This window comes from Gryllotalpicola sp. CP2-P1 (assembly GCF_057512245.1).
This window is the reverse complement of the sequence record NZ_JBLRDT010000082.1, coordinates 1-11,472: the sequence shown is the minus strand read 5'-3', so window position 1 is coordinate 11,472 and position 11,472 is coordinate 1. Positions and strand designations below refer to the sequence as shown.

Genomic DNA, 11,472 nt, shown 5'->3' with positions numbered 1-11,472 from the left:
GCCGACGCGCCCGCGAACCCATATCGCGCGAGCGGGTTCCTGTGGCGCATCCACCTCGTCTCTGTGCTGCTCGTCGTGCCGCAGTTCACCCTGTCGATCTTCGGGCTGGTGTGGCTCATCACGCAGCTGCACTGGAGCGCGACCGCCGCCGGCGTCGTCATCGGCCTCTCGCAGTTCGTCGGAGCCATCGGCCGCATCGTGATCGGCTCGTGGTCGGACAGGGTGGGCTCGCGCACCCGCGTGCTGCGCTGGGTGGCGATCTCGGGGGTCGTGGTGATGGCTGCCCTGGCGGCGACGGGCACCGTGGAGTGGTCGGCCGCGGCTGCGGTCGTGCTGATCGTGGCGACGACCGTGAGCGTCGCCGACAACGGACTCTCGTTCACCTCGGTCGCCGAGGCGGCCGGCCCCGCGTGGTCGGGCCGCGCCCTCGGGCTGCAGAACACGGGGCAGTTCCTCGCCGCGTCGGCCGTCGGGCCCGGCATCGGGGCGCTCATCACCGCCGTCGGCTATCCGCTCGCGTTCGCGCTGGTCGCGGTCGCGCCCCTGCTGTCGATCCCGCTGGTGCCGCGGCGCGACCGGCACTGGGGCTGAGCGGGGCGACAGACTCCGGTCGCGCTGCTCGGATCCTCTCGACGCTGCCCGGATCCGAGCAGCGTGAAGCGGATCCGAGCAGCGCAAGGGAGGCGCGGCGGGCGCGGCGGCGGGGCGAGCGGATGCCTCAGGAGTCGCGGCTCATGAGGCCGGCCGGCCACAGCATCCGCTCGGCGTAGCTGTGGTCGCGCTCGAGCATGCAATCGCAGGCCGCGAACAGCACCTCGCCGGTGCGCGCGTGGCGGAAGGTCTCGGCGTGCCACGGGGCGGTCAGGTGCAGCGCCCTGCGGTCGTTCTCGGCGACGGCGCGAGATGCGGTGTCGGCATCGGGCCGGTTCGCGGGCTCCGTCGACGCCGGCATGAGGGGGAGTGCCTCGAGCGGCACGCTCAGAATGCTCATGCCCTTTACGACCCCGGCTCGGGCGAATCGTGACGCGGCGCCATCGAACCGTGCGGCCTGACGGATCTGTGGGCAGTCCGCTCGGCTTGCACATGCTCGCAAGAACTTGCACAGTTCTTGCATGTCGAAGAGGCTCGCGGAGGTCGCGAAGAAGGTCGGTGTCTCCGAGGCCACGGTCAGCCGTGTGCTGAACGGGAAGCCCGGAGTGAGCGAGGCCACCAGGCAGCAGGTGCTCACAGCGCTCGATGTGCTCGGCTATGAGCGGCCGACGAAGCTGCGGGGTCAGCGCGCCCGCCTCGTCGGGCTGGTGCTGCCCGAGCTGCAGAACCCGATCTTCCCGGCCTTCGCCGACATCATGGGCGGCGCGCTCGCCCAGAACGGCTACACCCCGGTCCTGTGCACCCAGACAGCGGGCGGCGTGAGCGAGGCGGACTACGTCGACCTGCTGCTGCAGCAGCAGGTCTCTGGCGTCGTGTTCGCGGGTGGCCTCTATACCCAGGCCGCCGCCAGTCATGCGCACTACGACAAGCTGCGCGAAGTGGCACTGCCGACGGTGCTCGTGTCTGCGCCGGTCGACGGGCTCGGCTTCCCGACCGTCTCGTGCGACGACTGGGCGGCGACCGATATGGCGGTCAACCACCTCGTCCAGCTCGGCCACACGCGCATCGGCTTCGCGTTCGGGCCGAGCGACCACATGCCGTCGCGGCGCAAGGCGGAGGCCGCGCGGCGGGCGATGGCGGATGCCGGGCTCGAGTTGGCCGACGACTTCATGATCCGGTCGCTGTACTCGGTGGAGGCAGGGCAGGCGGCTGGCGCGCGGCTCATCCGCTCCGGAGCGACCGCCGTCGTGTGCGCGAGCGACCCGATCGCGCTCGGCGTGATTCGGGCGGCGCGCAAGGCCGGGATGTCGGTTCCGCGCGACCTGTCGGTCATCGGCTACGACGACTCGGCGCTCATGGGCAGCGTCGAGCCGCCGCTCACGACCGTGCGCCAGCCGATCGACCTGATGGGGCGCATGGCGCTCGAGCTGCTGCTCGGCCAGATGAAGGGCGTCGAGAGCGACGTCGACGAGTTCCTGTTCGAGCCGGAGCTCGTGGTGCGGTCGTCGACGGGACCCGCGCCGAAGGCGGCGCGGAAGGCATCCGCCGTGCGGTAAGCGGCGCAAGACGCACGCAAGCGTGCGCCAAAAAGTTACGTTCTTGCATCATCTTGTCACGTTCTCTACGTTGAGATCCGTGAACGAGCAGAGCAGCCCGCTCGCGCAGACCCTTGCGCCGGCGCCCCTGTCGCTGGACCCCGACTGGTGGCGCAGCGCAGTCATCTACCAGATCTATCCGCGCAGCTTCGCGGACGGCAACGGCGACGGCATCGGCGATCTCGCCGGTGTGCGGGCCCACCTCGACTACCTGCAGCGCCTCGGCATCGACGCGATCTGGTTCACCCCGTGGTACGACTCGCCGCTCGCCGATGGCGGCTACGACGTGGCGGACTACCGGCGCATCCACCCCGCCTTCGGCACGCTCGAACAGGCCGAGCAGCTCATCGCGGAAGCGCTCGAGCGCGGCATCCGCACCATCATCGACGTCGTTCCCAATCACATCTCGGCCCAGCACGAATGGTTCCGGGCCGCGCTCGCCGCGCCCCCCGGAAGCCCCGAGCGCGCCCGCTTCTGGTTCCACCCGGGGAAGGGCGAGCACGGCGACGAGCCGCCGACGCACTGGCCGAACAACTTCGCGGGCGACACGTGGACGCGCACGACGAACCCCGACGGCACTCCCGGCGAGTGGTACCTGCACCTCTTCACCCCCGAGCAGCCCGATGTGAACTGGTCGAACCCCGACGTGCCGCAGGAGTTCCTCGACGTGCTCGCATTCTGGTTCGACCGCGGCGTCGGCGGCATCCGCATCGACTCGGCCGCGCTGCTCATCAAGGACCCCGCGCTGCCCGAGGTCCCGGAGAATCCGGGGCCAGGCGAGCACCCGAACACGGATCGCGACGAGCTGCACGACGTGTACCGCTCGTGGCGGGAGCTCGCCGACTCGTACCCCGGAACGCGCGTGCTCGTCGGTGAGATCTGGCTGCCGGACATCGATCGGTTCACCAAGTACCTGCGCCCGGACGAGATGCACACGGCGTTCAACTTCGACTTCATGGCGCGCCCGTGGGACGCCGCCGAGCTGCGCGCCTCGATCGACCAGACTCTGAGCGCGCACGCCCCCGTGGGCGCGCCCTCGACCTGGGTGCTCTCGAACCACGACGTGACGCGCCCCGTGACGCGGTACGGCCGCGAGGACACGTCGTTCGCCTTCGTGAAGAAACGCTTCGGCACCCCGGTCGACCTCGAGCTCGGGCTGCGGCGGGCGCGCCGCCGCGCTGCTCACCGCCGCGCTGCCCGGGTCGCTGTACATCTACCAGGGCGACGAACTTGGCCTGCCCGAGGTCGAGGACCTGCCGCTCGACCGGCTCGAGGACCCGATGCACTTCCGGTCGGGCGGCGTCGACCCCGGGCGTGACGGATGCCGCGTGCCGTTGCCCTGGGCAGGTGACTGCGCCCCGTTCGGCTTCGGTCCAGAGGGCTCTGCAGAGCCCTGGCTGCCGCAGCCGGCCAGCTGGGCGTCGCTCACCGTGGCCGCGCAGGAGCGCGACCCGGGCTCGATGCTGAACCTGTATCGCGCGGCGCTCGCGCTGCGGCGCCGCGACGCCGATCTCCGCGCGGGCACATTCGCCTGGGTCGACGGGCAGCCGGGCGGTGCGCTCGCCTTCCGCAGGGGCGGGGGATTCCTCAACGTCACCAATCTGAGCAGGCATCCGCTCGCCCTGCCCCCGCACGACGAGGTGCTGCTCACCAGCAGTCCGCTCGTGGGCGGGAAGCTGCCCCCCGACTCCACCACCTGGCTGCGCATCGCCGGCCGCTCCCTGTAATCACCGCAGAACACCTGCACTCACCACAGAACAAAGGAAATGACAATGAAGTCACGGAAGGCCATCGCGGCGCTCGCGATCGCCGCCGTCGGCGTCGGCCTGCTCGCGGGCTGCTCGTCGTCGGACAGCGCGGGCGCCAAGAACGGGAAGGTCTATCTCACCGTCGCACCGGTGCTGCCCGGCGCGACCGCTGACGCCCTCAAGGCGCTCGGCGACCGCGTCAAGGAATTCGAGAAGGCGAACCCGAACATCATCGTGAAGCCGATCGAGTACCAGTGGACCGGCACCACGTTCGCGGCAGAGCTCGCGGGCGGCACCCTGCCCGACGTGTTCAATGTGCCATTCACCGACTCGAAGACGCTCGCGAACAACGGGCAGCTCGCCGACATCACGGCTGAGTTCAAGAAGACGTCGACAGCCGACAAGTGGAACAAGAACGTGCTCGATGTCGCCACCGGCAAGGACGGCAAGATCTACGGCATTCCCTGGGGGCCGTACGCAATGGCGCTGTCGTACAACCGCGAGATCTTCACGAAGGCGGGCCTCGACCCCGACAAGCCGCCGACGACGCTCGATGAGATCGAGGCCGACGCGAAGGCCATCGCCGAGAAGGTGCCGGGGACCGCGGGATACATGCAGATGACCTCGGGCAACACCGGCGGCTGGGAGCTCGCCACCCTGACCAACTCGCTCGGCGGGCGGCTCGAGACGGTCGGCAGCGACGGCAAGGTGACCGTCACGACCGACAACGACGAGACCAAGCAGGCGCTCGCGTGGCTGCAGAAGCTGCGCTGGGACGACAACGCCATGGGCAGCAACTTCCTGTTCGACTGGGCGGGCATCAACCAGGCGTTCGCGTCGGGGCAGGTCGCTATGTACATGAGCGGCTCCGACGTCATCGGCTCGCTCATGCAGGCCAACGGCTTCGACCAGACGAAGTACGGGGTGACCACCTTCCCGCTGGCGGACAGCCCCGACGCGGGCATCCTCTCTGGCGGGAATGTCGACGTCGTCAACGTCAAGGACTCGCCCGCGCAGATCGCGGCGGCCGTGAAGTGGATCGACTTCTACCGCACGCAGCCGACCGTCGACAAGGCGGCGGCGGTGAAGAACGCGCAGACGCTGAAGGCGGGCAAGCAGGCGGTCAACGCGCCGACCCTGCCCGTGTTCGACAAGTCCACCTGGCAGCAGAACCAGCAGTGGATCGAGCCGTACGCCAACATCCCTGCGGCGAACATCAAGCCGTTCACCGACGGCATCTTCGACCAGCAGATCGTGCCGGAGCCCTCCGCGCACACGCAGGACCTCTACGGGGCGCTCGACAGCGTCGTGCAGGCTGTGCTCACGAAGAAGAGCGTCGACGTCGACGCCCAGCTGAAGGCCGTGGACAAGAAGATCCAGGCCCTCGTCGATGCTGACCAGGGCTGAGGCGGCCGAGCAGGCGACCGGGCTCGGTGGGGCGGCGGTGCGCCGCCCCACCGAGCGGGTCCGCCCCCGCCGCACCCCGATCACCTGGGTGCGGCGCGGCGGGCTGTCGAAGCTCGTCTTCACGCTTCCCCTGCTCGTCGTCTTCGGGGTCTTCTCGTGGTGGCCCATCGTGCGGGCCGTCGCCATGAGCTTCCAACACACGAACCTGGTCACCGCGCCGGTGTTCGTCGGCTGGCAGAACTTCGCCTACGTCTTCCATGACCCGACCTTCTGGGTCGCGGTGCGCAACACGGGCTGGTTCGCTCTGCTCGCGCTCGTCTTCGGCTACCCCCTGCCGCTCGTGGTCGCCGTGATCATGAGCGAGGTGCGCCGGCTCAAGGGGCTGTACAGCGTGCTCGCCTATCTGCCGGTGGTGATGCCGCCGGTCGTCTCGGTGCTGCTGTGGAAGTTCTTCTACGATGCGCGCGCCGAGGGCGTGTTCAACACGATCCTCGGCTGGGTGGGGATCTCGCCCCAGCCCTGGATCCAGAGCACGGTGGCCGCCATGCCGTCGCTCGTGCTGCAGGCGACCTGGGCCGCGGCCGGCGGCACCATCGTGATCTACCTCGCGGCACTCACGAGCGTCGCGCCCGAGCTGTACGACGCGGCCGAGGTCGACGGCGCCGGCATCTGGGGGAAGATCTGGCACGTCACGCTGCCGCAGCTGCGCGGCATCCTGTTCATCACGCTGATCCTGCAGATCATCGGCACCGCGCAGGTGTTCCTGCAGCCGTTCCTGTTCACGGGCGGCGGTCCGGTCGACTCGACGACCACGATCCTGCTGCTCGTGTACCGCTACGCCTTCACCAACAGTCTCGGCGGGAACTACGGCGCCGCGACCGCGCTCAGCCTGATGCTCGCGGTGTTCCTGGCCCTGATGTCGATCCTGTATTTCCGTCTGACCAAGCGCTGGAGCGACACATGAGCGACCGCACGATCATCTCGTCCGCCGACTGGAAGCGCCCCGGCGTGAGGATTCCGACGACGGTGCTGCACGTCGTGCTGCTTCTGCTGTTGATCGCGGTCGGCTTGCTGCCGCTGCTCTGGCTCGCGAAGTCGGCGATCACGCCGACGCAGGACACCCTGCAGCATCCAATGTCGCTGTTTCCGAACGGCTTCGCCTGGTCGAACCTCGCGCACGCGTGGAACGACGTGCACATCGGCAGCTACTTCGTGAACACGATCTGGGTGACCCTCGGCGAGTGGGTCGTGCAGCTGGTCGTCGCGACTACGGGTGGCTTCGCGCTCGCCGTGCTCAAGCCGGCCTATGCCAAGGTCGTCTCTGGACTCGTGCTCGCGACGCTGTTCGTGCCGGCCGTCGTGCTGCTCGTGCCGCTCTACCTGACGATCCTGCACCCGCCGGTCATCGGCACTTCGCTGCTCAACACCTACTGGGCGGTGTGGCTGCCCGCGGGGGCATCCGCCTTCAACGTGCTGCTCGTCATGCGGTTCTTCCAGGGGCTGCCGACCGAGGTGTTCGAGGCGGCAGAGACCGACGGCGCCGGTCCGTTCCGGCTGTTCTGGTCGATCGTGCTGCCGATGTCGCGGCCGATCCTCGGCGTCGTGTCGGTGTTCGCGATCTCGGCGGCCTGGGCCGACTTCCTGTGGCCGATGCTCGTGCTGCCGAATCAGCAGATCCAGCCGCTGTCGGTGCGCCTGCCCGCGATCGCGTCGCAGACCGACCTCGGGGTCTACCTCGCGGCGCTCGCGATCGCCTCGCTCATTCCGGTCGTGATCTTCCTCTGCTTCCAGCGCACCTTCCTGCGCGGCGGCGGGCTCGGAGGCGCGGTGAAGGGCTGAGGGGCACGCGAGCGGGGCAGAGCGGATGCCCATCGTGAGGCACGATGGAAGGGTGGCACTGTTCCGGAAGAAGCGACGGGATCTCGGGCGGTTCGTTCCGCCCGAGCCCGAGCCTCTCGCGCCCCTCGAGGAGCTGGTCGAGGACGCCTTGAAGATCGCGTACCACGGCGTGCGCATGGCGGTGAAGAACCACCTCATCGTCAACGCCCTGCGCGACGGCAAGCCGTTCGACGAGGCAGAGCTCGAAGAGTTCGCGCGCGGCGAGTACCACGCGCTCGCCCAGACGAATCGCGATGCGGCGGTGCGCGCGCAGCGCGACCTCGACCGCGACGAGACCACGACCGGCGGCCGCATCTACCCGGGCGGCAAGCCCGTCGTCATCGAGCCCGAGCATCGCCGCAAGCCGCTCGCGTTGCGCGCCGTGGCGGATGCCTACGACACGCGCGCGGTCGAGCACGACGCCCTCAAGAAGCTCGTCGACGAGGCGAAGGCCGCCGCATGGGACGAGATCGGCGGAACGCTCGCCGCCCGCCTCTCAGCCCCCCGCGTGGACGACGACCCCGACTACGCCGCCTTCCGCGACGAACGCCTCGCGCACTTCATCGAAGAGGACCTGAAGGAGCTGCTCGAGCGGCCCGCTACTCCTCCGGCGGAGTGATGGGCGGCCGCCTGCCCGGGATCGTCGGGAACATGCCCGTGTGCCCGAGGCGCTCCTCGGCGATGGCCAGGATGCGGTCGCGCTGCAGGAACCACCCCAGGATCAGCAGCGGAATAATCACCACCAGCCCCGCGATCGTGTAGGTGCCCGTCGGGTAGTCGAAGGCCATCAGCACCAGCACCGCGACGAGGAACGCGAGGGTGAGCCATGAGGTGAACGGCGCTCCGAACAGCCGGAAGGCGGGGCGCTGCAGCTGGCCGGCATCCGCCATGCTCTTCAGCTTCATCTGGCACAGGATGATCGTGCCCCAGCTCGAGACGATGCCGAGCGCTGAGACGTTGAGCACGATCTCGAACGCCTGCGCGGGCACGACGAAGTTGAGCACGACGCCGAGCAGAGCGACGCAGAACGTGAGCACGATGCCGCCCCACGGCACGCCGCGCGCGTTCATGCGGCCGGTGAAGGCGGGGGATGCCCCGGCCTGCGCCATCGAGTGCAGAATGCGCCCCGTCGAGTACAGCCCCGCGTTGAGCGACGACAGCGCCGCGGTGAGCACCACGAAGTTCATCAGGTTGCCGGCGATGGCGCCCGCCTCGGGGTTCCCGATGTGCGAGAAGAAGGTGACGAACGGGCTCTCGTCGCCGCTGTAGACCGTGTAGGGCAGCAGCAGTGCGAGCAGGAACACCGAGCCGCAGTAGAAGACGGCGATGCGGAAGATCACCGAGTTGACCGCGCGCGGCATCACCTTGTGAGGGTCAGGGGTCTCGCCGGCCGCCGTGCCGACGAGCTCGACGCCGGCGTAGGCGAACACCACGCCCTGCACGACGATGACCGCCGCCACGATCGTTCCGACGCCGTGCGGCAGCAGCCCGCCGTGCTCGGCGAGCATGCCGAAGCCGGTTGCGCCGGACGACGTCGGGAAGCGGAAGGCGAGGAAGACCGCGCCGATGATGAGGAACGCGATGAGAGCGGTCACCTTGATCAGGGCGAACCAGAACTCCATCTCGCCGAAGACCTTGACCGAGATCAGGTTCGCGCCGAGGACCACCACGAGCGCGATCAGCGCGATCAGCCACTGCGGGGCCGCCGAGAACGCCGACCAGAACTTCACGTACACCGCGATGGCCGTCGAGTCGACGATTCCGGTCATCGCCCAGTTGAGGAAGTACATCCACCCGGCGACGTAGGCGGCCTTCTCGCCGTAGAACTCGCGCGCGTAGCTCACGAAGGACCCGGACGACGGCCGGTGCAGCACGAGCTCGCCGAGGGCGCGCAGGATGAGGAACGCGAAGAAGCCGCAGATCGCATAGACGAAGATCAGGGCGGGCCCTGCGTCGTGCAGGCGGCCGCCGGCTCCGAGGAAGAGGCCCGTGCCGATCGCGCCGCCGATGGCGATCATCTGCAGCTGCCGGGCGCCGAGGCCCTTGTGATAGCCGGCCTGCTCGTGGCTGAAGTCCTCAACGGCCGACAGGCGGTCGCCGAGCAGCTCGAGCCGGTTCTCCTTCGTGTCGGCGATGTCGTATTCCGCCGGCGTCGTGTCGGCCGCTTCGGCTCGTCGCGGGTCTTGCGGTGCTGAAGACATCGGTCCCCTCTCCCTGCCTGTCAGAACAGCTTGGCCCCAGGGAAGGGGACGGCGCTACTGCGCGCGCAAGCCGTCGACGACGAGATCGAGCAGGCGCGCGGCCTGCGGGCGCCAATCGGATGCCGGGTCGAGTCGCCACAGGAACCCGACAGCGAGCAGCACGTCTTCCGCCGTGAGATCGGCGCGCAGCTCGCCGGCCTGCTGCCCCCGCTCGAGCAGATGCGCGATGGCCGCGGTGAGCAGCCCGTGGATCTCGGCCCTCTCGAACGGCACGCTCTTGGTCGCGGCGTCGAGGGCGCTCATGAGACCGGCCTTCGTCATGCCGTACTGCGCCATGCGGTCGAACCAGGTGCGCAGCGCGGCGACCGGGTCGAGCTCGGCGATCCACGGCGAGTACGCCGCATCGACGAGCTCTTCCACCTCGTGCCGATAGGCGGCGACGACCAGGTGGTCGCGCGTGGGGAAGTGCCGATACAGGGTGCCCGCGCCGACGCCCGCGGTCTTGGCGATCGAGTTGAGCGAGGCGTCGGGGTCGGCGGTGAGCGCCGCAAGCGCCACTTCGAGGATGCGCGCGTAGTTGGCCTGCGCGTCGGCGCGCTTCTTCACTTCGGGCTGTGCTTCAGGCATCCGTCAACTCAAAAGGTGTCGCTTGCGAAACGGAGAACTCTCCGTTACTGTGATCAATGTCACCGGAGAGCTCTCCGGTTCTGACCTATCGTACACCCCCTCTTCTCACGAAAGGCGGTACCGCTGTGCCTGAAACCAAGGCCACGAATCCCACCATCGCCTTCACGATCCTCGCGCTCGCGGTCGCCGCACTGACCGCGCTGCAGTCGCTCATGGCGCCCGTGCTGCCCGCGATGCAGGCCGACCTGCACACGACCCAGACCGGCGCCACGTGGATCATGTCCGCCTGGCTGCTGTCGGCGGCCGTCGCGACACCGCTGATCGGAAAGGCCGGCGACCTGTTCGGCCGCAAGCGCGCGATCGTCGCGGTGCTCGGTGCCATCGCCGTCGGCACCCTCGTCTCGGCGCTCGCGCCGAACCTCGCCGTCGTTCTCGTCGGCCGGGTGCTGCAGGGCTTCGGCTACGCCGTCACGCCGCTCGCCTTCGGCATGATCCGCGAGATCTACCCCGCCCGCCGAGTGCCCGGTGCCATCGGGCTGCTCTCGTCGATCCTCGCGATCGGCAGCGGCATCGGCGTGGTGCTCGCGGGGCCGATCGAGTCGGCGCTCGACTGGCGCTGGCTGTTCTGGCTGCCGATGATCCTCGTCGTGCTGCTCGGCGTCGCCGCCGTGTTCCTGCTGCCCGAGTCGGGCACGCGCACTGAGGGCCGCTTCAACGGCCGGGCCGCCGTGCTCATGGCCGGGTGGCTCGTCGCGCTGCTGCTGCCGCTGTCTGAGGGCCGCGCCTGGGGCTGGACCAACCCCGCCACGCAGGGCCTGTTCGTCGTGGCCGCCGTTCTGCTCGTGCTCTGGGTCGTCGTCGAGACCCGCGCCGCGCACCCCATCATCGACATGCGGCTGATGCGGACCCCTGCCGTCTGGGCCACCAACCTCGTCGCGCTGCTCTTCGGCGCCACCATGTTCGGCATCCTCACCTTCCTGCCCCAGCTGGTGCAGACCCCGATCTCGTCGGGCTACGGCCTCGGCCTCACCGTGACCGGAGCGGGTCTCGTGCTGCTGCCCATGGTCGTCGGCATGGGCGTGACCGGGCCGCTCAGCGCGCGGATCTCGCACCGCATCACCTTCCGCATGCAGCTCGTGTGGACCTCGGCGATCAGCACCGTGGCGACGGCCGGCATCGCCTTCCTGCACGACTCGGCCCTGGTGATCGCCGCATGGGGCCTGCTCTACGGCGTGGGCCTCGGCTTCGCCTACGCCGCGCTGTCGAGCCTCGTCGTGCAGAGCGTGCCGCACCACCAGACCGGCGTTGCCACCGGCATGAACGCCAACATCCGCGTCATCGGCGGCGCGGTCGGCACGGCGGCCGTCACGAGCGTGGTCACCGCGCACGCCACCCAGACCGGGCTTCCGGTCGAGGGCGGCTACA

At 69.3% G+C, this 11,472-nt stretch carries 10 protein-coding genes and 1 pseudogene; 8 read left to right on the top strand and 3 right to left on the bottom strand.

Annotation, left to right across the window (positions count from 1 at the left end; translation table 11 throughout):
* On the top strand, positions 1-591 hold a 591-nt coding region (locus tag ACM2XV_RS08290), incomplete at its 5' end, for an MFS transporter (protein ID WP_487026589.1).
* A 127-nt stretch (positions 592-718) separates the two neighbouring features.
* On the opposite strand, the gene ACM2XV_RS08285 is transcribed toward ACM2XV_RS08290, so the two are convergent.
* Positions 719-991: a hypothetical protein gene (locus ACM2XV_RS08285; protein ID WP_487026588.1), complete on the bottom strand. Its 273-nt coding sequence runs from the start codon at positions 989-991 to the stop codon at positions 719-721.
* A 121-nt stretch (positions 992-1,112) separates the two neighbouring features.
* Between ACM2XV_RS08285 and ACM2XV_RS08280 the strand changes: the two genes are divergently transcribed.
* The 6 genes and pseudogenes from ACM2XV_RS08280 (at position 1,113) to ACM2XV_RS08255 (ending at position 7,838) form a co-directional block, all read left to right on the top strand.
* Entirely contained in the window at positions 1,113-2,147 is a 1,035-nt protein-coding gene (locus ACM2XV_RS08280) for a LacI family DNA-binding transcriptional regulator (RefSeq protein ID WP_344775820.1), read from the top strand.
* Between the two features lie 127 nt (positions 2,148-2,274).
* Positions 2,275-3,913, top strand: a pseudogene (locus tag ACM2XV_RS08275) (glycoside hydrolase family 13 protein).
* 45 nt (positions 3,914-3,958) lie between these two features.
* On the top strand, positions 3,959-5,341 hold the full coding sequence (locus ACM2XV_RS08270; RefSeq protein WP_487026587.1) for an ABC transporter substrate-binding protein: 1,383 nt from the start codon (positions 3,959-3,961) through the stop codon (positions 5,339-5,341).
* Positions 5,342-5,429: 88 nt separating this feature from the next.
* Positions 5,430-6,305, top strand: a complete 876-nt coding sequence (locus tag ACM2XV_RS08265) for a carbohydrate ABC transporter permease (RefSeq protein WP_487026590.1) — start codon at positions 5,430-5,432, stop codon at positions 6,303-6,305.
* Positions 6,302-7,180, top strand: a complete 879-nt coding sequence (locus tag ACM2XV_RS08260) for a carbohydrate ABC transporter permease (protein WP_344775812.1) — start codon at positions 6,302-6,304, stop codon at positions 7,178-7,180. Before ACM2XV_RS08265 ends, ACM2XV_RS08260 begins: the two co-directional genes overlap by 4 nt.
* Positions 7,181-7,232: 52 nt before the next feature.
* On the top strand, positions 7,233-7,838 hold the full coding sequence (locus ACM2XV_RS08255; RefSeq protein WP_344775810.1) for a hypothetical protein: 606 nt from the start codon (positions 7,233-7,235) through the stop codon (positions 7,836-7,838).
* On the opposite strand, the gene ACM2XV_RS08250 is transcribed toward ACM2XV_RS08255, so the two are convergent.
* Both ACM2XV_RS08250 and ACM2XV_RS08245 read right to left on the bottom strand, forming a co-directional pair.
* On the bottom strand, positions 7,819-9,420 hold the full coding sequence (locus tag ACM2XV_RS08250) for an amino acid permease (protein WP_344775807.1): 1,602 nt from the start codon (positions 9,418-9,420) through the stop codon (positions 7,819-7,821). The genes ACM2XV_RS08255 and ACM2XV_RS08250 overlap by 20 nt on opposite strands.
* A gap of 54 nt (positions 9,421-9,474) precedes the next feature.
* The gene (locus ACM2XV_RS08245; protein ID WP_487026586.1) at positions 9,475-10,047 is read right to left on the bottom strand and encodes a TetR/AcrR family transcriptional regulator; all 573 of its coding nucleotides are present in this window, start codon (positions 10,045-10,047) and stop codon (positions 9,475-9,477) included.
* A gap of 125 nt (positions 10,048-10,172) precedes the next feature.
* Here ACM2XV_RS08245 and ACM2XV_RS08240 point away from each other — a divergent pair.
* On the top strand, positions 10,173-11,472 hold a 1,300-nt coding region (locus tag ACM2XV_RS08240; protein ID WP_487026585.1), incomplete at its 3' end, for an MFS transporter.

Excerpts from the sequence above, each read along its gene's own strand:
- ACM2XV_RS08285 (WP_487026588.1), bottom strand. The coding sequence starts at position 991 with ATGAGCATTCTGAGCGTGCCGCTCGAGGCACTCCCCCTCATGCCGGCG.
- ACM2XV_RS08260 (WP_344775812.1), top strand. The coding sequence starts at position 6,302 with ATGAGCGACCGCACGATCATCTCGTCCGCCGACTGGAAGCGCCCCGGC.
- ACM2XV_RS08250 (WP_344775807.1), bottom strand. The coding sequence starts at position 9,420 with ATGTCTTCAGCACCGCAAGACCCGCGACGAGCCGAAGCGGCCGACACG.
- ACM2XV_RS08245 (WP_487026586.1), bottom strand. The coding sequence starts at position 10,047 with ATGCCTGAAGCACAGCCCGAAGTGAAGAAGCGCGCCGACGCGCAGGCC.
- ACM2XV_RS08280 (WP_344775820.1), top strand. The coding sequence starts at position 1,113 with ATGTCGAAGAGGCTCGCGGAGGTCGCGAAGAAGGTCGGTGTCTCCGAG.
- ACM2XV_RS08270 (WP_487026587.1), top strand. The coding sequence starts at position 3,959 with ATGAAGTCACGGAAGGCCATCGCGGCGCTCGCGATCGCCGCCGTCGGC.